22 protein-coding genes are annotated in these 22241 nt (G+C 57.3%); 8 read left to right on the top strand and 14 right to left on the bottom strand.

Annotated features, from left to right (window positions below):
* Positions 1–62 precede the first annotated feature (62 nt).
* Positions 63–581 (bottom strand): hypothetical protein, encoded by a 519-nt coding sequence (locus tag KIT79_02560; protein MCW5828176.1) that lies wholly within the window; start codon positions 579–581, stop codon positions 63–65.
* A 139-nt stretch (positions 582–720) separates the two neighbouring features.
* Here KIT79_02560 and KIT79_02555 point away from each other — a divergent pair, with 139 nt between their 5' ends.
* Complete coding sequence (locus KIT79_02555; GenBank protein MCW5828175.1) at positions 721–1206, top strand: GNAT family N-acetyltransferase; 486 nt, start codon at positions 721–723, stop codon at positions 1204–1206.
* Here the strand turns inward: KIT79_02555 and KIT79_02550 are convergent, their stop codons facing one another.
* A complete protein-coding gene (locus KIT79_02550) occupies positions 1207–1677 on the bottom strand; it encodes a TlpA family protein disulfide reductase (protein ID MCW5828174.1) in 471 nt (156 codons plus the stop codon).
* A 137-nt stretch (positions 1678–1814) separates the two neighbouring features.
* Positions 1815–2015 (bottom strand): CPXCG motif-containing cysteine-rich protein, encoded by a 201-nt coding sequence (locus KIT79_02545; protein ID MCW5828173.1) that lies wholly within the window; start codon positions 2013–2015, stop codon positions 1815–1817.
* An 86-nt stretch (positions 2016–2101) separates the two neighbouring features.
* Between KIT79_02545 and KIT79_02540 the strand changes: the two genes are divergently transcribed.
* Together KIT79_02540 and KIT79_02535 are read left to right on the top strand one after the other, a co-directional pair.
* Positions 2102–2353, top strand: coding sequence for a hypothetical protein (locus KIT79_02540; GenBank protein MCW5828172.1), 252 nt, complete (start codon positions 2102–2104; stop codon positions 2351–2353).
* Between the two features lie 56 nt (positions 2354–2409).
* Complete coding sequence (locus KIT79_02535) at positions 2410–3111, top strand: glutathione S-transferase family protein (protein ID MCW5828171.1); 702 nt, start codon at positions 2410–2412, stop codon at positions 3109–3111.
* A gap of 9 nt (positions 3112–3120) precedes the next feature.
* Here KIT79_02535 and KIT79_02530 read toward each other — a convergent pair whose 3' ends face one another.
* The 4 genes from KIT79_02530 to KIT79_02515 all read right to left on the bottom strand — a co-directional run bounded on the left by KIT79_02530 (position 3121) and on the right by KIT79_02515 (position 6524).
* Positions 3121–3411 (bottom strand): PilZ domain-containing protein, encoded by a 291-nt coding sequence (locus KIT79_02530; GenBank protein MCW5828170.1) that lies wholly within the window; start codon positions 3409–3411, stop codon positions 3121–3123.
* A gap of 77 nt (positions 3412–3488) precedes the next feature.
* On the bottom strand, positions 3489–5021 hold the full coding sequence (locus KIT79_02525; GenBank protein MCW5828169.1) for an AAA family ATPase: 1533 nt from the start codon (positions 5019–5021) through the stop codon (positions 3489–3491).
* A 66-nt stretch (positions 5022–5087) separates the two neighbouring features.
* Positions 5088–6071 carry a hypothetical protein gene (locus KIT79_02520; GenBank protein ID MCW5828168.1) on the bottom strand — a complete coding sequence of 328 codons (984 nt, stop codon included), beginning with the start codon at positions 6069–6071 and terminating at the stop codon, positions 5088–5090.
* A gap of 105 nt (positions 6072–6176) precedes the next feature.
* Positions 6177–6524, bottom strand: coding sequence for a hypothetical protein (locus KIT79_02515; protein ID MCW5828167.1), 348 nt, complete (start codon positions 6522–6524; stop codon positions 6177–6179).
* A gap of 510 nt (positions 6525–7034) precedes the next feature.
* Between KIT79_02515 and KIT79_02510 the strand changes: the two genes are divergently transcribed.
* Together KIT79_02510 and KIT79_02505 are read left to right on the top strand one after the other, a co-directional pair.
* Positions 7035–9089, top strand: a complete 2055-nt coding sequence (locus KIT79_02510; GenBank protein MCW5828166.1) for a hypothetical protein — start codon at positions 7035–7037, stop codon at positions 9087–9089.
* Between the two features lie 254 nt (positions 9090–9343).
* Positions 9344–10927, top strand: coding sequence for an AarF/ABC1/UbiB kinase family protein (locus KIT79_02505; GenBank protein MCW5828165.1), 1584 nt, complete (start codon positions 9344–9346; stop codon positions 10925–10927).
* Positions 10928–11001: 74 nt separating this feature from the next.
* Here the strand turns inward: KIT79_02505 and KIT79_02500 are convergent, their stop codons facing one another.
* The 4 genes from KIT79_02500 to smpB form a co-directional block, all read right to left on the bottom strand.
* Positions 11002–11391 (bottom strand): aspartate 1-decarboxylase, encoded by a 390-nt coding sequence (locus tag KIT79_02500; protein ID MCW5828164.1) that lies wholly within the window; start codon positions 11389–11391, stop codon positions 11002–11004.
* A 15-nt stretch (positions 11392–11406) separates the two neighbouring features.
* Positions 11407–12321, bottom strand: coding sequence for a pantoate--beta-alanine ligase (gene panC / locus KIT79_02495; protein MCW5828163.1), 915 nt, complete (start codon positions 12319–12321; stop codon positions 11407–11409).
* Positions 12318–13178, bottom strand: a complete 861-nt coding sequence (gene panB, locus KIT79_02490) for a 3-methyl-2-oxobutanoate hydroxymethyltransferase (protein MCW5828162.1) — start codon at positions 13176–13178, stop codon at positions 12318–12320. The genes panC and panB overlap by 4 nt, the downstream gene beginning before the upstream one ends.
* Before the next feature lie 523 nt (positions 13179–13701).
* Positions 13702–14175: an SsrA-binding protein SmpB gene (smpB, locus tag KIT79_02485; protein ID MCW5828161.1), complete on the bottom strand. Its 474-nt coding sequence runs from the start codon at positions 14173–14175 to the stop codon at positions 13702–13704.
* A gap of 159 nt (positions 14176–14334) precedes the next feature.
* Here smpB and KIT79_02480 point away from each other — a divergent pair, with 159 nt between their 5' ends.
* From KIT79_02480 to KIT79_02470, 3 genes are all read left to right on the top strand, one after another.
* Positions 14335–14943, top strand: a complete 609-nt coding sequence (locus KIT79_02480) for a penicillin-binding protein activator LpoB (protein ID MCW5828160.1) — start codon at positions 14335–14337, stop codon at positions 14941–14943.
* A gap of 36 nt (positions 14944–14979) precedes the next feature.
* Entirely contained in the window at positions 14980–16341 is a 1362-nt protein-coding gene (locus tag KIT79_02475) for a hypothetical protein (GenBank protein ID MCW5828159.1), read from the top strand.
* 73 nt (positions 16342–16414) lie between these two features.
* A complete protein-coding gene (locus KIT79_02470; protein ID MCW5828158.1) occupies positions 16415–19120 on the top strand; it encodes a cation-transporting P-type ATPase in 2706 nt (901 codons plus the stop codon).
* Positions 19121–19154: 34 nt separating this feature from the next.
* Here the strand turns inward: KIT79_02470 and KIT79_02465 are convergent, their stop codons facing one another.
* The 3 genes from KIT79_02465 to KIT79_02455 form a co-directional block, all read right to left on the bottom strand.
* Positions 19155–20297 (bottom strand): acyl-CoA dehydrogenase, encoded by a 1143-nt coding sequence (locus KIT79_02465; GenBank protein MCW5828157.1) that lies wholly within the window; start codon positions 20295–20297, stop codon positions 19155–19157.
* Positions 20298–20300: 3 nt separating this feature from the next.
* The gene (locus KIT79_02460; GenBank protein MCW5828156.1) at positions 20301–21083 is read right to left on the bottom strand and encodes an enoyl-CoA hydratase/isomerase family protein; all 783 of its coding nucleotides are present in this window, start codon (positions 21081–21083) and stop codon (positions 20301–20303) included.
* Positions 21084–21179: 96 nt separating this feature from the next.
* Positions 21180–22196: a radical SAM protein gene (locus tag KIT79_02455; protein ID MCW5828155.1), complete on the bottom strand. Its 1017-nt coding sequence runs from the start codon at positions 22194–22196 to the stop codon at positions 21180–21182.
* Between the last annotated feature and the right edge of the window lie 45 nt (positions 22197–22241).

Genomic DNA, 22241 nt, shown 5'->3' with positions numbered 1-22241 from the left:
CGGGGCACTGGATCGCGAATGTTTTTGCACAGGGGCAGTCATTGTTACCATATCGCAAAATCCTACCGACAGGATGCCTCCAGTTTTTTAAGGCGTAACTGTTCGGTCTCGACGGTTTTTCGATAGGGGTTCTTCTTTTCAGTTTCAACGAGCATGCTGTTGACCATGGCTTTCATTTCTCCAGTGGGTGCCACGACAATACAGTCATTGTCATCGGTACGTGATTCGGCCGGACAGTTGCGCATCAGCTCGTCACGTGTCCACTGGTCAGCCTGTTTCTCAAGGGCACCAATTTTCTGCCGGAGCTGGACAGCATCCTGCTGGCATCGTTCTCTGGATGATGGCGGCGCCTGGGTAGTAGGGCTGGACTGAAGGCCGCTATCGGTTGCCAAGGGCTCACTTTGCTGGATACGGTATTCATTCCGCCTGGTCTTTTCGCCATCTGGAGAAACCTGGTTCTGGTACTCCCGGGGGACTTTTTCATAGGCATCGACCACATGGAGATTGCCGGCGTTATCCCGGTATTTATACAGTTTGGCCGCAACCGGTCCGGCTGTTGATATAACCAGTATTGCTGTCATCAAGGCGGTTCCGCTTCGGCGCATGGCTCATTACCCCCTTTGCCATTCTAATAACCCCATTTTACCGCCACCTTATTTCATCGCAAGGTAGAAACAGAACCCCGGTGCAGGCCACCAAACTCCGTGCTATGGACCCGGAATGGCTGAAATTATCTATCGCCCCGCAGAAATGGCAGATACGCAGCGGGTACGCGACCTGATTGGTGAGCTGGCGGCATTTGAAAAGCTGGAACATCAGTTTACCGGCTCCACGTATGACCTTGCCGAGGCCCTATTCAGTGATCCGCCAGCGGCCCAGTGTCTTGTGGCCGAAGAGACCGGCCATGGCGTCGTGGGCTATGCCATTTTCTTTGAAACTTTCAGTACTTTCCGTATGAAGCGTGGACTGTGGCTTGAGGATTTGTACGTAACCCCTTCCCGCCGCCGGATGGGGATAGGCAAACGGTTGCTGGAGATTGTTGCCCGGATTGCGGTCAAGCACGGGTGTGCCCGTTTTGAGTGGTCAGTGCTCGACTGGAATAAAAATGCACAGTCGCTTTACCGGTCTATTGGAGCCGACATCATGCCCGATTGGCGTATATACCGGCTGGAAGGCGGTGCGCTGCGAAAATTTGGATCTGAATGATCACTTCTTCTTCGGCTTTTTGCCACTGGAGCCCAGCCGCTTGCGAAGGCTCTCCTCGCGTTCCCGGAATATTTTCTCGGAAAAACCTATTTCCTGCGCAACGATTCGGCCCTCGCCATCCAGTCGAAACAGGGTGGGGAGCTTTCCTTCCACCGGCCAGCTCTGGGCTATCTTGCCGTCAGCGTCGTCAACCACAACAAAGCTGAGATTTCGCATCCGGATATAGTCTGGAAGCCCTTTTGCCCATGCCATATCAGGGTTCATGTTCTCTTCATTGACCGTAACCAGCTCAAAGCCCTGCCCCTTGAGCTCGCTCCACAGGCGATCCAGTTCGGGCAGCTCAAAAACACACGGTGGGCACCAGGTTGCCCAGAACAGTACCCAGGTTTCTTTTGGCTTTTTTTCGGCGAGAAGTTTTTTCAGGCTGAACGGCGCACCTCCCACGGTTGGCCCTTCGAGTGCCGGGGCCAATTTGGGAGTCGCTTCTTCCGCTATTGCACGTGCTGGAAATGCAGCCAGAAGTGCCAGAAGAAATAAAGAAAGCCAGAATTGCGGATATGACCTCATAATCTACCTGCTCCCCGGAATATTTCCGGATTTGTTGAATATTATGACCGGATGGTATCACCGCGCCAGCGCCCGCCGGTCCGCGTCCAGTGGACTGTGATTGGCCGGCAGCAGACCGGGCAATCTTCGATGACCGTTTGGCTATCACCGCCCCCGGTATCCACCTGAAGCCAGATTGTTTCGCCGCACCAGGGGCACTTGGGGCTCCCGGAAGCTGACGCCCGGTCCAGTGCCGCTTCCATTTCATCTTCGAACAGTCCCATGTGTCGTCATGCTGCCTGGTAGTGGATTTTTGTCTCCGGCGGGATGAAAAGCTACCAACCTTGGCATGACTGATCCAACCATCCTGCTGGAAGAAATTGACCGTCTTTTGGAAGCCGATGCCGAGCTCCAGCGCAAGAAACTCCTGAAACTGGGCCGTTCGCTCCTTCCGCATCTTACCGAGGATGATCTTGCCCAGCCTCATGACTACGAGGAACTTCGGGGGAGTGAACAGTTCAACTTCGAGGATGGCTATCTGGCCGGTATTCTTGGCGCGCAGATGGCCATCCGGGCGCGAATTGGGTCGAAATACCGGTAGGTTTGCCCGCCTTTGCCAAGGTGTTACCCTCCTGCTGCCTTCAGGAGGAATTTCCGGTGGACCCCATCATTCTGCACCAGTTTCAGATATCCCCGTACTGCGAGAAAATCCGAAAGGTGCTTGACTACAAGGGGCTGCCGTACGTCCGCGTGGAAGCGCCGATGGAGGCACGGCCTGAAATCAAGCGGCGGACAGGCCGGACCAAAGTGCCGGTCATCGTGGTGGGAGACCAGTGGGTTTCCGATTCGACCACGATTTGCGAATGGCTGGATGAGCGTTTTCCGGATAAACCCATTCATCCCAAAGGCCAGCGTGAGGGTGCGCTCAATGCCCTTCTGGAGGACTGGGCTGACGAGGCGTTTTCCTCGACACTTCAGCCGTTCAAATGGTGTCAGGGCGACAATGCACAGAAGTTGATGCAAATAAATGCCGAGCGGTATCCGAGGAGCCTCAAGAACAGGGCCCTTCAAATTGCTGGCGGCCGGGTTCTTGTCTACCAGATGCGCCAGCTGGCCAATGCCCGCGGCGGATGGAAGGCGAATGCCGAACTGTTCGATTACCAGCTCGACCGGCTGAACGAACTTCTGGCTGAAGCGCCGTTTATCTTCGGTCCCGAACCCATGTCTGCAGATTTTGCCGTCTATGGATTGATCCGTATGTTTGAGGGGTGCGAGGGTTTCGACCATATCGAACGTCGGCCCCATGTCATCCGGATGGTTCAAACGCTGGCCGCTGTCCCTTCTGCCTGCAAGGACTGAGATTTTCTATTAGCCTTCAGTCTGCTGCAGATATGCCTCAATCATTCCGGCGATTTCATCGGTGCGGCTGGTGAATTCCAGACCCATCCCGTTGATGAGGCCGGTCGCCGGATCTGTCGAATGACGGACGACTTTTGCTGTCGTTCTGATCTTTCCCGACGAATAGGGAAGTTCGAACTCGAGCGTGAGTTCCGTTCCGGCCGGATAGGCTCGCGTGGCGTGCAGGAAGACACCCGACCCGGACAGATTTCTTGCCACGAATGGCAGTGAACCAGCAGCCTGTGTCGCCCGGATCTCCATGGTGACCGGTACGCGGGGATGTCTGCGGCGGGATTGGGAGGGAGGAATGGAGCGGCTTGTCATGAGGCGGGCGGATGTTAGCGATTGGAGAGCAGATCCAGCATTCGCGCATCGGCCGATGCACGCCGTGCCCGACCTTCTGCCCAGTCTTTGAGCGCCTTTATTCGCTCCTGCTGGGTGAGCGCCAGGGGAACGGTCTCCTTGAGTGCTTTCATGATATCAGCGGTGTTGAGTTCCCGGGCGTCCGAAAATGCTTCGTACAGGCCGGCGACTATTGCGGCTTCGATTTCGGCACCGGAGAACTTGTCGGCCTTGGCGGCAAGTGTGTCGAGGTCGAAGGCTGCCGGATCGCGCCGCCGGTGTTTCAGATGAACTTCGAAAATCTGACGACGTTCGGCAAGGCTTGGCAGGTCAACGAAGAATATCTCGTCAAACCGGCCCTTGCGGAGGAGTTCCGGCGGAAGCTGTTCGATCGAGTTAGCCGTCGCAACAACGAATACCGGAGCATTTTTTTCCTGCATCCAGGTGATGAAGCTGCCCAGCAGGCGCGCCGCCGTCCCGGTGCCGCCTTCTATGCCTGCGAATCCCTTTTCGATTTCATCAATCCAGAGCACGGCCGGGGCGATGGATGCTGCCACCTGGAGTGATCTCCGCATCAGTTCTTCAGGTCCGGACTTTCCGCTGGAAAAGAGCGATCCGAGGTCAAACCTGAGCAACGGCAGTCGCCACAGGTTCGCCACCGCTTTTGCTGTCAGCGACTTTCCACACCCCTGGACCCCCAGGAGGAAAAGTCCCTTGGGTTCCGGCAGGCCGAAATCGCGGGCTTCCCGGGAGAATGCCCGCTCCCGGCTTACGAGCCATTCTTTCAGGTTGTCGAGGCCGGCGATGGAGGCCAACGTATCGGGCGATTCGAAAAACTCCAGGGTTTCGCCGCGCCCCAGAAGCTGCTTTTTCTCCCGAATCAGCATCTGGATGTCGTCCGGCACGGGGTCTTTTCCCGTTCCAAGAAGCCGGTGAAAAAGCCGTGATGCTTCGGCTTCCGTGAGTCCCCCGGCCGCCGCCGCTATGCGTTCGGCCAGCGCGTCTACATTCCGCCCGGCGGCTCTGGCGATGTTGCGGACCAGCTGTTCCAGCTCGAATCCGCAGGGCAGCGGGAGGTCAGCTACAACCATATCGGTGGCCAGTTCGTCTGGTGGCCAGATGGTGGGCCCGGTCAGGGCCAGGGTTATGCCCCGTGACACCCATCGGCGGAAATGGTCGCGCAGTGCGCGCCGCAAAACGGGTAACTCAAGATATGTGCCGAAGTCCTCGAGCAGGTAGATTGTATTGTCCGGACCATTGTCGATCGCAGTTGCAAGCCCAGTGGGATCTTTGGTCTGGACCGGGCCATTCGGTGCAGTATCTGCCTCTGCGCGGAGCAGGATAAACCCGCTCGCCGTAGTCCATCGGACAAGGTGACGGTTTGTTTGTTTCGATACGTCCGAGAATACCCGTTCCGCACGCTCTTCTTCGGTGGTGCGAAGCCCGATCAACGGGTAATGGGCGCGGACTTTTCCGGCCAGATCAGTAATGATCTGGTGCAATGGCTGAATGGCAGCGGGCAGAGCCAAGTATCCTTCCTGTGACGGAGGCTGATGGCTCCATCGTAATGCCTCTCACGCTAATACCGCAAGCCGTTATGGCCGGGAGACGGAAGGGAGCTGGCTCAGGATGACCGGACGGCTCGCTTCCCGGAGTGCCACTCGCCGGACGTGCATGCGGCGGCTCAGGTTTTCAATGCCGAGGGCCCATTTCCGAAACTGAACCAGCCGTGCAGCTGTATCGGAGTCGGCAGAAAATTCGCGGCGGATCCGAAGCAGGGCGGGGGCGCTGTCACCCCGGGAGGCCCGTGCCCGCTCGTGATTGAGGAACCGGACCCAGAAGTCCCGGTGGCGAGCGATCTGAAGTCTGAGACGCCATATCTCGACCAGCATCACCTCGTTCGATTCCTGCCGGAGACGGCTATAGAGCCGGTCCACCTGGCCGGAAAGTCCGGTATCGCCCTTCAGGACCATAAAGTAGCGGCGGGCGGCGTCGTAAACGGCAGGATTGCGGTCCAGGAAATCCAGGCAAGGCTGCCATAGGGGCGATGCACCCGGATACTGGCGACGGTAGGTCTCAATTCCACCGCGGCCACTGGTATTGAAAACAATGTCGCTTTCGACGCGCTGGGTATGAAAATGGTTCCAGCACTGGATGTGATATTCAAACCCCTGGGCTTCGGCCATGGCCGAAACAAGGTCGCGCCAGGCACGGGCATAGCCGTCATTGAGAAGCAGTTTCGCCTGGGCGAGTTCCGCTGCCTCGTGTATCCGGTTGTCGCCAAGGAACTGGTCCAACGCCCGTGTAGCGGTGAGAACTTCGGTGCTGGCTGTCTGCGCATCAAGGAAGCTGAGCATCTCCCGTGCCCAGAGCGGGTCAGCATCAAAATGGGCGTCGGCCAGTTCGACCCATGCGGTCTTGTCCGGTGACAGGGCCTTGACCCATTTTTCATGATTTTCAATTCGCTGGCGGACTTCCGGGTAGGCAGTCAGGTAGTTGGCCCATGACGAGTCGCTGCCAAGATCGGGTGGAGCCAGCGTAATAAACAGGGTAGCTGCGGAGACAAGCAGGTAGTTCATGATCGGCAAAGGATTAGTCCGCCTGCGGGAAAGAACAAGCGGAAATTAGGGAGGGAAAGGCCACCGCTGAATACGGCCCTGTTCGCTATCGCTGTATCGTGCCTGTCAATGCACGGTGACCTGTTGGACGGTCTTTAGCCGCTCGGAAAGGCGGGCATCTTTTTCCAGATAAATGGCCTGCGATTCCAGCCCGGTGGCAGCCTCCCGGTCATGGCTGCTCACTACGATGACATGCGTGCGTGAAGCCAGGGCCGCCAGTGCATCCCGATCCAGATGCGAATTCCCGCTTTCCTCGACCATGACCCAGTCGTAGGTCCGGCGTGAAACAGCGCCGAGCAGTTCAGCTCCAGAGCCCTCCCGCAGAGAGTCGATGCAGACTTGCCCGTACAGCATTACCTGCAGGGCGGCGACAACACTGGGGTCGGCTCCAGCAATCAGTCCTCGCTTCATCATCTGGCAGCACTCCTTGGGATTTCATATTCACGGCTTATGCCAAATGGCTGGCTTTTGATGAAGCTCAGATAATCCAGATTTCCCCAATATTAACAAATAGTTGTGCTGGCAGCCCATTCACACCGGGTTACTGCAGCTCTGGTCTGTGATTCGGTTTCCGGCAAACCGGACATAAAATGTCCCGTGATGGCGACATCCTCATGGCATGGGCGTGCAATGGTTGCATGAAAACTGGGGATCCATGTCACACGCTTGAGCCCGGACTTGCGCTAATGACAGGCGAAACGTGCGTTGAATCACTGGAAAACAGCCAAAATTCATGGGCTTGGAACTTTTCAGGACGTGATGTGTATCGCTTCCAAACCAATGCCGGGAATGATAGGTTTTTTGTGCTGGTTATGGCTTCAGGCGTGCCCTGAAGATATAAGCTGTGGTTGATAGGGAAACCGCCGTCTGGCCCTCTTTTGTTGGGGGATGAGCGGAAATCGCGTGTCGGCAGGAGTGGTGACTATGTTACGGAAGCCGTTTGTTCGTATTGTGGGTTTGGTACCCGTCTTAGGGATGGCCGTGCTGATGACGGGCTGCTTTTCACACGGCGGTCCGGAGCGTGTCAGCGTGCCGATCCAGATCGTTACTGCCGATAATGCCGGGGCGCTGACCGCGCAGGCGTTCGATCCCGACGAACTCTGCAGTGGCCAGGTGCTGCCGGAATACATCCGGTTCCGGTTCACCGATATCGGTGGTGAGGAAATCGCCAGACAACTTGAACGCGGTGAACTGTCCGAGGACGAACTGGGCCGCCTGACGACATTTGTTAACCGTAATAACCGGAGCCATGTGCGTCGGGCGGTTTATCTGAACCCCTATCTCAATCCGCTTCCGTTTGAAGGTGACTCTGATGTCGTCGGCTCGACCATGTTGCCGGCGGCGGATGGCGGTGCCGGCCTGTCAGCGATCTTTCTGTTGCCGCCGACAGAAATCAGGATCGAGTTTACTGCCTGGGTGCGGAGCCGGGTCAGTTCAGGAAGCTCTACTCCCCAGTATTCAGTGATTCCGGAACTGTGCGAGGGCGAAGCGACAGTAGATATTACAGGCGACGGCCAGGTGATACTGATCGAAGCCCGGCGGGCTGCCGGTTCCAACCTTACCGTGGGAGTAACATCTACAGGCGATAATCTGCCACGGTATGCGGGGCCTCCCAGCTACGGTGATTATCCCTATCCGGAGCGGTTCGTGCATATCGGCCTTGTCGACCAGGACACCGGCTACGGATTCCCGGTGCGGAATATCTCCGATGACCAGTACAACTGCAATGACGAGATTGTAGCAGCGCTAGACGGGGAGAGCTGCCCGAATTCCGAACCAGACGAAGCGAACGTGTTTCCTGATGTACCCGTTGGCCGGGACTACAGGTTTATGGCGTGGTATCCGGGACGTCATCCCGAGTGGGGCAATTCCGGGTTTGTGACATCGGTTAGCAACGCCGGCAAATATGGCGTGTCTGTGATTCGGACCCACACGGATACTCCCCCGCTGACTGAAACGGGCATCTCGCCGCAGAATATTCCGATCGGCGCGCTTGTGGCGGAGATCGACTTTGACCAGGACCAGCCCCTTCGTCCGTGGATCCCTGCCTTGGGTCTTGCAGTAGATCTGTCGGTGGCGAATCAGCCGGACAAGACGGGAATCCGTGAAGCGCTCAAGTCATTCAATGTATGCAATCTGACAGGCCTGTCAGACGGTAACTCCGGATTTCTTTACCACGAGGACTGTATGCCTCTGGCGGATTCGCCCGATCCGCTCCCTGCGCCACCCCAGATGGCATTCATGTCCGGTGTATACGCGTGGGGTAATAGCGGCTTCGGCGTTGATCCTACCGAAGACGTATCAAGCTTGGATATCACCTTCCAGACTATCGAGGCACGTGCGACCAGCGCCTTTATTCCGATCCCGGCGCCCGATCCTGAAGGTCTGGACACCGGTGTGATCCAGCCGGACTATGGCAACGGCTTGGCTGACAGCTTCTGCGTCTATACGACGTTCTATTCCAGCGGCAACGGTCTGCCACTGGTCAATTCGGCCCGTCCCGCCAGCGACCCGACGATTTCGCTTCCAGTGAGCAATTTTGGCAGCAACGTCCCGGGTGACCGCCCAAACGGTACCTGCCAGCCACCGGGTGGAGTGGTTAACGGCAAACCGGTCAATATAGCTGACGGTATTTCGTTCCAGACCCGACGGACGGGCGGGCCCAGTACCAACAGCCCGACGACGGTAGCTGCCGGGGAGGGCCTGTCGTTCAACTTCACGATCCCAGCGTCGGTGGTCTCTGGAACTCCAAATCCATCCGGCAATATCGTGATTGTTGCGGCACCGTCCAATTCCGGCGATCGCCCGGTCTTCGAGTATCCAATCGTGACTTGCCCTTACACAGGCAGTTCGGCGTCCTGCTCAAGTGTTGATCTGAGTTCATGGGGCGGGTCGACGCTTAGGGCCTACACTTCCGGACAGGGCCATGTGCCGTCATCCGGCTTTGTAACAATTACAGTGACAAATCCTGGGCCCTGAATACTAATTCACAAGGGTTGTAGAGTTCACCGGAGCAGGCTTACGGGGCTGCTCCGGTGTCTTTTTGGCCAGAAAATAGCTTTGTAGCCTTTGATGAGTCCTATTCAGAATGGCCGGAGCTAGACAACCCATCGGTAAGTCGGCAAGAATGCGGAACCGTTGGGAATTTGGACCGTTCTCCGCTATGTGGAAGCCGGGAACGGACGGCCATTTGCCTGTGAATAAAACGGAATGGCCGGGAAGGTAATAATCTCGTGGAGCGTGAACCGGTAAAAGCGCCTTCCGAACAGGAAGTCGACGAATGGGTGGCCAAGGTCAAGAAGGCCAGGGAAGAGGCTGAAAAGCAGGGAGACCTGCCTCATGCTGGCTCCGGCTTCTGGGGCTTCCTGATGGACTACCGCATCCCACGGACGATCATTACGACCTACCTGTTTGCCCGTGTGCTGGTGAGCTACGTCTGGTTCGCCCTCATTACCAAGACCTTCACGGAAAAGGGCAAACGGCGGGAGGCTCTGGAGGAGGTCCATGCCCGGAATGCCCGGCGCATCTACGATTCCTTTGTTCTCCTCAAGGGTGTGTACATCAAGATCGGACAGTTTCTTTCGACCCAGATGGCGCTTCTGCCACCGATCTACCTGGTCGAGATGACCAAGATGCAGGACCGTGTGCCGCGTGCGTCAACCCGGCAGATCCGCCGACGGATCCGTGAGGAGTTCGGCAAGGAGATCGAGGATATCTGCCTCAGTTTTGATACGGAGCCCCTGGCCTGTGCCTCCATCGGACAGGTTCACCGCTGTATCTTCAAGGACGGCCGTCACGGGGTCATGAAGATCAAGTATCCCGGCATTGATGCCAAGTTTCATACCGATCTGAACGTTATCAACCTGATGCTCCCCATCTTCGTCCGGATCATTGAGCTGGCCTGGTACAAAGAAGTATCTGGCATCGATCACGGAAAAACCATCGGTGAATTCGTCAAATACATCCGGATGGAGCTCGACTACCGAAACGAGATCGAGAACCACGTCCGGATGCGGGAACTGCTTGCGGCGATGCGAGAGAAGGGCGAAATCATCATTCCGGAGCTGTATCCCGAATACTGCACGAATGCGGTGATCGGCATGGAGTTCATCAACGGGCACAAGATGATGGACTGGTATTCGGATCCGAACGTGCCCGGTACGAAGAAGGACACGCTCTACAAGCTGCTCCTCAATTCAATGCTGCATACGATCACCCGGCATGGTTTCTTCCAGGCTGACACGCATCCGGGCAATTTCATGGTTTATGACAAGGATCCGCACAATGCTGAGTGCAAGCCGGCGCTGGTGATGATCGATTTCGGCTGCGCCAAGCAGCTTCCAGAGAATTTCCGTGTCGGTGTTGTGGAGATCATCAACGGATATCTCACAAAGAATCCGGACCAGATCACCAACGCCCTGTGGGATCTCAGCTACCGCACCAAGCTCCACACCAAGGAGTCGCTGCGGGAATGGGCTGTCTACGGAATGAAGGTGACCGACATCGTCGTAAAGCATTTCAACGACGGTAGTGATCTCATCACCCATCTCAAGGGCAATCTCCGGCAGATGACCGAGGATTTCAACGCCGTCGACCAGAATCACCGCATAGACTACATTCCCGAGCAGTACGTCATGCTGGGCCGTATCCTGGCAACTCCACCCATCCCGATCGACAAGCACCAGCCTAAAGCCGATCTCGTCCAGCTCATCATGCCCCACATGGCTGTTCTCACGATGGCCGCCAATGAGGACAAGAAGCGGCTGGAGGCAGTGGTGAAGGCGTCTCCCTCGGAATCCGTGCAACAGGGCGCCTGAAGGGCCTTAATAGGAAACGCCGCCTCCGGGTGACCGGTGGCGGCGTTTTGTGGCTTCGGGAAATGCCGTGCGATTCAGACCGCGCGGAGATTCACTGATTCGTAGGACTGGAGCTTCTTCGGCCGGTTCTTCTCGTCGACAAACACACAGGCTGGTTCCCAGCTCCGGGCTTCTTCCTCGGTCGCCTGGGCGAAATGGGCGATGATGATCCGGTCGCCCACGGCCACCTTGCGGGCTGCGGCGCCATTGACGCAGATGACGCCCGAGCCACGGGGGCCTTCGAGCGCATAGGTTGAGAACCGCTCGCCGTTGTCCACGTTCCAGATGTCTACAGCCTCGTAGGGGAGCAGGTTCGCTCCATCCATCAGGTCGCGGTCGATCGTCACGCTGCCCTCATAGTGCAGGTCGGCCTGCGTCACTGTGCAGCGATGGATCTTGCCCCGGAGCATTGTTCTGGTTGCCATGAGCGTGCTTCCTCTTCAGTGCGGGGTCGCCGTCCCTGACAGTTCAGGGATCGGAGCCCTCGGGTTTTCCTCATGAACCCGGCCCCCCACAGGGAGTACCGTGTTGTCGATGAGCCTGGTACCGCCAAAACGGACCGCCAGCGCCAGTAGCGCGGGTCCGTCCAGCCGGTCAATGGTTTCGAGCGTGGAGGCGTCGCGAATCTCCACGTAGTCGGTCTCGCCACCGGGTACTTCGTCAAGCACTTTCCGGGCGGCGGCGATGAGTGTTCCGGCGCTGGTTTCACCCGCTGCGGACAGTTCCCTAACGCGGTCGATTGCACGCTTCAGAACGAGTGCATCACGCCGGTGGGCCGGAGAGAGGTTCACGTTACGCGAACTCATGGCCAGACCGTCGGTTTCCCGGACGAGAGGGCCGCCCAGGATTTCCACGTCCATGTCGAGGTCGCGGACCATCCGGCGGATCACGGCCAGCTGCTGGAAATCCTTTTCACCGAAAACGGCCACGTCGGCATGGACGATGTTCAGCAGCTTGGCTACTACGGTCGCCACTCCCCGGAAATGCCCCGGCCGTGAGGCGCCGCAGAGGGGCTTCGATACTTCTGCCACGTCGATCCAGGTCTGGAAGCCTGTTCCGTACATTTCCGCCGGTGTGGGGGTGAAAACAATGTCCACGTTCTCGCGGCGGGCAATGGCAAGATCGCCTTCAAGATTCCGGGGATAACGATCGAGATCCTCACTGGGTCCAAACTGCGCGGGATTGACAAAAATCGACAGCACCAGGACGTCGCCTTTCCGGCGGGCAAGCCGGAGCAGCGAGGCATGGCCCTCATGCAGGAAGCCCATCGTTGGCACGAAGGCGATCGTTTTGTCCTCCCGGCGGAGCCGCCGGGTGAGATCACGCATCTCGGTCGTGGTGCCGACAACCTTCATGAGTAGCTGTGCTCCGCCGCCGGGAACTGCCCCGAACGGACCTCTCCGATGAACGAGCCGACGGCTTCATTGATGGTGTCGGCCAGCTTGGCGTATTTTTTGGCAAACTTGGGGTTGAATGAATTGTCCATTCCCAGCAGGTCATAAATTACGAGTACCTGCCCGTCACAGGCCGCGCCGGCGCCGATACCGATTGTGGGGATACGGAGCGAGAGTGAAATCTCCCGGGCAAGGGCCGAAGGGATCCCCTCCAGAACGATGGCCCAGGCGCCAGCATCCTCAAGGGCGAGAGCCGATTCCTTCAGGATCGCGGCCGCCTCGGCTGAACGGCCCTGCACCTTGAAGCCCCCGAAAGCGTGGATCGACTGCGGCGTGAGGCCGATGTGACCCATGACCGGGATGCCCACCTCGGAAAGACGCCGCACCGAGGGAACCATCGGGAGGCCACCCTCCAGCTTCACGCTTTCGGCGCCTCCCTCTTTCATGAGTCTCGAAGCCGAACGCACGGCCTGTTCGGGAGACTCCTGATAGGAGCCGAACGGCAGATCGACAACCAGATGGGCCTTGGAGATGCCGCGCCGGACAATCCGGCCGTGGTAGATCATTTCATCGAGCGTGACCGAGAGGGTGTCCGGATTGCCCTGGATCACCATCGACAGGGAATCGCCCACCAGAACGCAGTCCACCCCGGCCTGGTCCAGGATCCGGGTGAACGTCGCGTCGTAGGCCGTGACCATGACGATCTTCTCGTCCTTGGCTTTCATGGCCTGAAGTTCCGGTATGGTCTTCTTTTTTGCCACGTCCGTGCGCTTCTCCGATCCCGGTGCCACGGGAAAATCCCGATGCGCCGGTTTCATGTCTCCGCCGGAGGTGCTTCCATTGCTCGGATATGAGGGAGTGATGTGAGCCGGGACGTACGCAAAACGTGAAGGCGAGCCGTTCGTCGCTTTGCGGGCCAGTTAACGGGTGAACTGTCGTTGGGGTTACCTGCGCTTTGCTGGCTCTTTCCTCCTGGGTCCGTTTCCGGGCTCCTGGGGAATCTGCCGCGCCGGCCTGACAGCTTGCCGCGTCCTTGTGGCCTTTCCGTCCCGGTTCCTCCGTCAATCCGGACAGGAATCCAGGCGGCCTGGAGCCTTCTGTGGGCTATTTGCCCTTCGGGCTCCGGTCACGCGGGCATTATGAATGACACGGAACTGAAACAGCAAGAAAAAAACACCCATTCAGCGAACGGCTGTTCGGTTCCATGTTCAACCCTAACCTGTTAAAACTATTGATATATATTACAAAATAAGACGCCATGTTCGGCTGTTGTTCAACCAGTGAACCGGGACTGACACGGGCGTCAGCACGCTCTTGTCAGCCTCAGGACAACGCAGGGCGTTAACGGAACTGTTTTTTTACCCGGGCGATGTAGCGGTCCTCGTCGCGCCGCTTGATCGTTTCCCGCTTGTCGTGGGCCTGCTTGCCGATGCAGACACCGAGCAGGACCTTGGCCCGTCCGGCCTCGTTCCAGTAGAGCTTGAGCGGGATGAGCGTCCGGCCTTTCTCGCGCACCTGTCCGACGAGGCCGTTGATCTCCTTGCGGTTCAGCAGGAGCTTGCGGGTCCGGGTCTCCATGCCGGGGATCACACGGGACTTGGTATAGGGTGAAATGTGCAGATTCAGGAGGAACACCTCGCTTCCGTTGATGACCCCATAGGCGTCTGACACATTCGCGCCGTCCTCGCGCAGGCTCTTGACTTCCCAGCCTTCCAGCACGATCCCCGCCTCGACTGTTTCCAGCACCTGGTACCGGAATCGCGCCTTGCGGTTCTCGGTAATGAGGGAGTCCGGCTTTTTGTCCTTTTTACCCATGATGCTAATGCCGTCCCCCTGACACGCCGCAATGCTGGCAGGCAAGTTGTCCCGACTTGGCAACAAGCCGGGGCAGACCTAGAGTCCCTGCTGTTCCTGAAAACTGTTTCGAGACGGCTCCTGACTGGTGCCGCCAAATATCCACTGGAGGTATGTCGAATGAAATTCCTGTCTGGACGCCTGGTGCGGATCCTGTTTGTGGCGGCGGTTCTGTCTGCCCCGGCCTGCGGAACGAAAGTCAGCCGTGTTGACGTCAAGGAGCAGAAGGACCTTTCAGGGCGGTGGAATGACACCGATTCACGCCTCGTCTCGGAGGAGGTAATCAAGGATGTCATGTCGGCCGCCTGGCTGGAGCGGTTCCAGCCGAAAAAGCCCGGCGGGGTGCCGACCGTGATTGTCGGAACCATCCGCAACCGGTCCAGTGAGCATATCAACACGCAGACGTTCTCGAAGGATCTGGAGCGCGCCTGGGTGAACTCCGGGCGGGTCGATGTGGTTGCATCCAAGGATGAGCGCAAGGAGATTCGTGACGAGCGAACCGACCAGCAGTACGGTTTCACGGCACAGAACCAGGCCGATCATGCCGAAAAGGGCGCCGACTACATGCTTCAGGGCGTCATCAACAGCATCACTGACCAGGCCGAGGGTGAACGTGTGGTTTTCTACCAGATCAATCTGGAGCTCATCAATCTCAGCACCAACCAGAAGGTCTGGATTGGCGAAAAGAAGATCAAGAAATACATCGAGCGGTCAAAGGCGAAGTTCTAGTACCGCCATTCGGAAATCCCTGGGGAGGGCAGAGTCATGATAACAGGACGGATGCGCCAGTTCAGTCTGGTGCTGGGTGGTGCATTGTGCGTGCTGGTGTCGGCCTGTGCACCGAGCGTCAGGTTTCATCAGCAGGTGAACAACCAGCGCGCACACCGGAACCACGACGGCGCGCTCAAGACTTTTCAGGAGAACCGCAAGAACTACGGCAAGGCGGAACGGCTGCTGGCAATCTATGAGGAAGGCGCGCTTCTCTACTATGCCAAACGGTTTCCCGAGGCACTCAAGGTATTCGAACAGGCCGATATTCTGGGAGAAGAACTGTACACCACGTCCGTTACCCGGACGCTCGCCACCGGAATAGTCAACGACACGATGTCAGAATACAGCGGCGAGGATTTCGAGCGGGTGATGGTAAACATCTTCAAGGCCCTCATCTATGCGGAAATGGGGAATACCGAAAGCGCACTCGTCGAGGCCCGCCGGGTGGATGAAAAGCTGGCGCTCTACAACACGAAATACGAGGAAAGCCAGAACGTCTATACCGAGGATGCTTTCGGCCGTTTCATCACTGGTATCCTGTACCTGCACTCCGGTACCTCGGAAGACCTTCAGGATGCAGGCGTCGCCTTTCGCAAGGCTTTCGAAATCTATGGCGGGGACTACCAGAAGCACTACCGGTCGGCGGTACCGAAGCAGTTGGCTGTACTGGCCGGTGAGGCGGCATTTCTGTCGGGTGATGAGCTTCCAGACGGCGCTGTGCCACCACCAGAGGGACTAACCCCACAGGACTTTGGAGATGTTGTGGTGATCCATCTGAACGGACTCGTGCCGGAAAAGGTGGAAAAGTCCTGGATCATTCCGACCCCGGACGGGCATGTGATCAAGGTTGCTTATCCCGAGTACAGGCGTCGCCAGTATTTCAACAAGGGTTCGGTCATCCGGGCAACACGCATCGGGGAGGGCGATGGACTGCCTTATGAGATTGCTTCTGCCGCGACGGAAGAAGCGCAGCCACTGGGTGATATTGCAAGGAAAAATCTCGAGGACCGGCTGGGCCGGATCAAGGCCAAGGCGGTTGCCCGTGCACTCGCCAAGTATGCTGCTACGAAGGCGACCGAAGAGGCGATCAAGCGGTCGAGGGGGAATGATCCCAATGCACAACTGATCGGCAGCCTCGTGGGATTGGCCATGAATGTCGCTGCCGTCGCAACGGAAAATGCCGATACACGCCATTGGGGTTTTTTGCCGGACCAGATCCGCATTGCGCGGCTCCGGCTGGCACCCGGCCGCTATGAACTCAGTGCGCAGCTTTCGGTTGGCAAGATGGTCCCGATCGGTGAAGTGGAAGTTCAGGCGGGCAAGGCCGCGGTCGTTAGCTTCGATACGGTGGACTGACCGGTTCTTAAGACCTGTTAACGCCTGACCGAAATCATCTGACACTTTAATCCTATCGGGCTAGTCTGCCCGGATGGAATCCGCAGCTGATAATCAAACATACTGGCACACGCTTTCCCCGGCGGATGCCCTTGCCCGCCTGAAGTCACGGCCCGAGGGCCTTTCTTCTGATGAAGCGGCGCGTCGGCTCCGCGAACACGGACCCAATCATCTGCCCCCGCCTCCCCGACGCAGTTCCTGGATGCGCTTTCTGCTCCAGTTCCATAATGTGCTCATATATGTGCTGCTTGGCGCAGCAGTGGTGACAGCGTTCCTGGGACATGCTGTCGATACCCTGGTCATTGTTGGCGTAGTCGTTATCAATGCGTTGATTGGTTTTATCCAGGAGGGGAAAGCTGAGAGCGCACTTGATGCCATCCGCAACCTGCTCTCTCTCCACGCGGTAGTCCTTCGTGATGGCCACCGGCAGGAAATTGGAGCAGAAGATCTGGTGCCCGGGGATGTGGTGTTTCTTCAATCAGGTGACAAGGTTCCTGCGGACTTGCGCTTAATTGAAGTTCGCACGCTGAAGGTCGACGAGTCCATGCTTACGGGGGAATCGGAGAGTGTCGAAAAATCTCTTGAACCAGCAGCTCCCGACACGTCTCTCGGTGATCGCCTGTGCATGGCGCATTCCGGCACACTGGTAACTTATGGCCAGGGTCTTGGGCTGGTCGTTTCGACTGGGGCACAGACAGAGATTGGTCGGATCAGCCGCCTGTTGGCGGAAGTCGAAGAGATCACTACTCCTCTCCTTCGCAAGATGGCTCATTTTGCCCGGTGGCTCACGGTCCTCATACTTGTATTCTCCGCCATCACTTTCGCTGTCGGATTCTGGGTCTGGGAGCAGAGCGGCGGGGAAGTCTTCATGGCGGCCGTAGGTCTGGCAGTGGCAGCCATTCCAGAAGGCCTTCCGGCCATCATGACCATTACCCTTGCTATCGGTGTGCAGCGGATGGCCCGACGCAAGACGATCATACGCCGGCTTCCGGCGGTCGAGACGCTGGGATCGGTAACTGTAATCTGTTCTGACAAGACTGGAACGCTCACGCGCAATGAGATGACGGTTCAGCGCGTGGTGACAGCCGACCAGGTCTTTCATGTCGATGGTACTGGGTATGCCCCAAGGGGCGGTTTCACGATCGGGGGGAAGGAAGCCCTGGCTAGCAGCTACCCCGAGCTTGCCGATATCGGAAGGGCGGCTCTTCTGTGCAACGACGCCATTGTACGGGAGTCTGGCGGTCACTGGATTGTTGAGGGTGATCCGACCGAAGGGGCACTGGTTACTCTGGCGATGAAGGCTGGGCTGGATCCTGTCTATGAGAACGAAGCCCAGCCACGACGGGATGTCATACCGTTTGAATCCGAGCACAGGTTCATGGCGACGCTTCATCACGATCATGCGGGCCATGGGTTCATATTCCTCAAAGGGGCGCCTGAACGGGTAATGGAAATGTGTGCATTTGAGCGTTCCGGAGGCGAAGACCGGACCATGCGCAAGGCTTACTGGCATGACCGTATGGAGGAGACGGCACGGCTGGGACAAAGGCTGCTGGCTGTCGCCTGCCGGCCGGTGGCCGGTGGAACCGGCGAGCTGCGGTTTGGTGATATGGAGGACGGCTTTACGCTGCTCGCCCTGTTCGGGATCATGGATCCGCCGCGAGACGAGGCGGTCGAGGCAATCCGCCTCTGCCATCGGGCGGGGATCGACGTCAAAATGATCACTGGCGACCATGCGGCTACAGCGCAGGCGATTGGCGGGCAACTGGGAATTGACGCCTCGCAGGTGCTGACAGGCTCCGATATAGAAAAGCTGGATGCCTCGGCACTACGGAAGGCCGTAAGGGAGGCAGATATTTTTGCCCGCGCTAATCCGGAGCACAAGCTCCGGCTGGTCGAAGCCATGCAGAGCAATGGCGACATCTGCGCCATGACTGGAGATGGCGTGAATGATTCACCGGCACTTAAACGTGCTGATGTCGGTGTATCGATGGGGATCAAGGGGACTGAGGCGGCCAAGGATGCCTCAGAAATGGTTCTGGTAGATGACAATTTCGCCTCGATTGTCTCGGCTGTGGAAGAAGGCCGGACCGTTTACGAAAATATCCGTAAAGCCATTGTCTATATACTTGCGGTCAGTGGCGGCCAGGCCGGAATGGTTATGGCTGCAACATTGACTGGCCATGTGCTTCCCATAACGCCGGTCCAGATTCTCTGGGTGAACATGGTAACGGCAGTGACGCTCTCGCTGGCACTCGCCTTTGAGCATCTCGAACCTGGCATTATGGAGCGGCCACCACGGGATCCAGGTGAAGCGCTCATTACTCCTTTTCTCGTGGCCCGGATCATTGTGGTCGCCACGCTTCTGATTGCCGGATCGTACGGGTTGTTCCTGTGGTATGAGACGCAGGGACTCAGTCTCGAACAATCACGTGCAATAGCTGTCAATACACTGGTGATGGGGGAGGTATTCTTTTTGTTCAGCAGCCGCTATCTGCGGGCATCAGCGCTATCCATTGAGGGTCTGTTCGGAAATGTATACGTTATGCTTTCGATTGCCGCAATCATAGTGATCCAGGCGCTGTTCACCTATGCTCCGCCGATGCACTTGCTATTTGGTGTAGCGGCATTCCCGCCGCATATCTGGCTCTGGATGCTGGCATTCGGGATTTTCCTGTTCTTCAGCGTCGAGCTTGAGAAGGCGGTTATCCGTCGGCTGGGCGCCAGAATTAGAACCTAGAACCTGTAGCCAAGATGCCCTTTGGCTATTTGGTTTAGTCTTTCAGGATATGCCGGGCGATCACGAGCCTCTGAATCTCGGTAGTACCTTCGTAGATTTCTGTGACGCGGGCATCGCGGAAGTACCGTTCGACGGGATATTCCTTGAGGTATCCATTGCCGCCATGGATTTGCAAAGCCTTATTGGCAATCCAGTTGGCCGACTCCGACGCGTACAGTTTCGCCATCGCGGCCTCCTTGCCAAATGGCTGGCCGGTTTCCTTCAGCCAGGCGGCCTTGCAGATGAGATTGCGTGAGTTCTCGAGCCTTACGGCCATGTCGCACAAATACCACTGGATACCCTGGTTGGCGCTGATCGGCTTGCCGAAGGCGACACGTTCTTTTGAATATTTCACGGCCGCCTCATAAGCCGCCCGTCCAATGCCGAGTGCCTGGGCCGCTATGCCGATTCGTCCCGATTCAAGCAACGTCATTGCAATTTTAAACCCGCCGTTCACCTCGCCGAGTACGTTGGCCTCCGGGACTCTGACGCCATTCAGTGTAATTTGTGACGTGGCCGATCCACAGATACCAAGTTTCATCTCCGCCTTTCCGACTTCAAAACCCGGTGATTTCGTATCGACCAGAAATGCCGTGATACCCTTGGAACCCCTGTCCGGCTCGGTCATGGCAAAGACAATAGCCCAGTCGGCATGCAATGCACTGGAGATGAAATTTTTGGCACCTTCAATTATCCACCCGCTGCCATTCCTGGTGGCGCGGGTACGCTGGGCGGCCGCGTCTGATCCCGTGTCTGGCTCCGATAGACAGTAGCAGCCGAGCTGCTTTCCGGATGCAAGCGGCACAAGGAGGTCACGCTTCTGTGATTCGGTTCCGAACTGAAGCAAGCCGGCACAAACGAGAGAATTATTCACACTGACGATGACAGAAGTCGCTGCACAGGCGGCGGCGACTTCCTCCATCACAATAACGTAGGAAAGAAAGTCCATTCCGGCGCCGCCAAGCTTTTCCGGAACAAAAACACCCATAAAACCCATCTCACCAAGCTTTTTCACGCTTTCAACAGGAAAGTAGTGTTCTCGATCCACCTTCTCGGCCAGTGGTGCCAGTTCCTTTTGAGCAAACTCGCGGGCCGCCTGCTGGAGAAGGCGATGCGTTCCGGAAAGGGCAAAATCCATGGATCAGTTCCCTTTGAAATCGGCCTTGCGCTTGGCGAGGAAGGCTTGTGTTCCTTCGCGCATGTCCTGTGTGGTGAAAGCAGTTGAAAACAGGTGCTGTTCGATCCTCAGGCCATCTGCCAGTGTGAGCCCGGAACCGGTCTCGATTGCCTCCTTGGCCAGGGCAATTCCACAAGGTCCACGCGTGGCAACCAGTTCTGCCCATTTTGTACAGGCATCGCCGAGTTCGGCTGCCGGATACACGCGATCTACAAGATGTATCCGAAGCGCTTCGGTGGCTGGTATGTGTTCACCGGAATAGGTGAGTTCACGGGCTTTCCCTGGCCCAACCCGGCGGGAAAGCCGCTGCGTTCCGCCAAAGCCCGGCAGCAGGCCAAGTGTCACTTCCGGTAACCCCAGCTTTGCCGTGTCGGCAGCAAAAATGACGTCACAGGCTAGAGCCAGTTCCAGGCCGCCCCCGAGTGCGAAGCCGTTTACCTGGGCGATGACCGGAAAAGGGATTGCCGCTATGGCATCCATTGCCCGGTGCCCGTCACGGGAAAATTCGAGTGCCGCCTCCCGGGGAAAATCGGTCATCTCGGAAATATCTGCTCCGGCGACAAATGCTTTCTCACCTGCACCGGTGACGATCAGTGCCCGGAGTGACCGGTCTTGGGCGGCTGCTTTTGCACAGTCGGCGATTTCGGAGAGGGTACGCCGATTCAGTGCGTTCAGTAATTTCGGCCGGTTCACGGTGAGCCTGCCAATGGGCCCGGCTGTTTCGAAGAGGATATTTTCGTAGCTCATGATACTCCCGGTTCCAGATGTGCAGTGTGCGGACAAAGGTATTTTCCACACCGTACGGGTCTAGACGCCGGGAGGAGGAATGGGCAAGGGGGCGTATCAGGCGAGGTCCAGCGAACTCTCGAACGGCAGCTCGTAGGCGGGCTTTCGGACTACTTCACCAATCCGGGCAAGATTGAGCGGGGCCTGGCTCTCGCCACGGCAGGCAAACCAGCACTTGTCACAGATGTCGTTCTCGGTAATCGTGCTTTCGGTGAATTCGGTGTAGTGGGCCTTGATCGGCAATTCCGAGCAGGGCTGGATGTAGCCTTCGGCAGTCACATGCACCCAGTCCTTGCCGGCCCGGCAGCCATCCTTGGCGCCCCGGACAAAGTAATCCGGAATGTTGAGAAGATAGTAATCCGAATTCCGGATATGGCCGTATTTGTGCTTGAGATTGACAAGTTCGTTCACTACGCGATGGACATCAGTGATTTCATCCGGCGGTATCATGTATTCGTCCTTGTCTGTTTTCAGGGACGAATAGCATGAATAACTTGCACCAATCCGGAGGTCGTAAGCCAGCTTGGCGATATCGACGACATCGTGCAGGTTGTCACGCATGATGAAGGTGTTGAAATTGATGCGGTCAAAGCCGATATCCTGAATATCCCTGACGAGGCCAACGATCCGATCGAAGTTTCCTTTCATGCCACGATAAACATCATGCCGTTCGTCTGGAAAATCGAGCGAGAAATTGATCTGATTCAGGCCAGCAGCGTGAAGCTCTTTCGCTTTTTCTTTCGTCAGCAAGGAGCCGTTATTCACCATTGATATGTAAACGAAATCCACGGCATCCTTCATGCCCCGGACCAGTTGCGGCAGGTCCTGCCTGAGAGTCGGCTCTCCACCCGAAATCGTGACAATGATCGGATCAAACTTTCTGACGATGGCGGCGTAGCTATCCAGTACTGTCTCGTCTTTCGTTTGCCAGTAAAAACAGAAGGTGCAGCGGGCGTTACACTTCTTTGTCACCTCAAGATTCACATGCTTGGGGCGAGGGTTCATCTTGAGGTCCGCCCATTTGGCGAGAGCCTTCATCCGGTCGCTGAACGATATGGTTCCTGTCGATCCCATTAGTGAATCCCCGTCTGCTTGATTGATTACCTGCCCATCGGGCCG

The organism is Deltaproteobacteria bacterium (assembly GCA_026129095.1).
GTDB lineage: Bacteria > JAGRBM01 > JAGRBM01 > JAGRBM01 > JAHCIT01 > JAHCIT01.
This window is presented reverse-complemented; position numbering and strand designations above follow the sequence as displayed.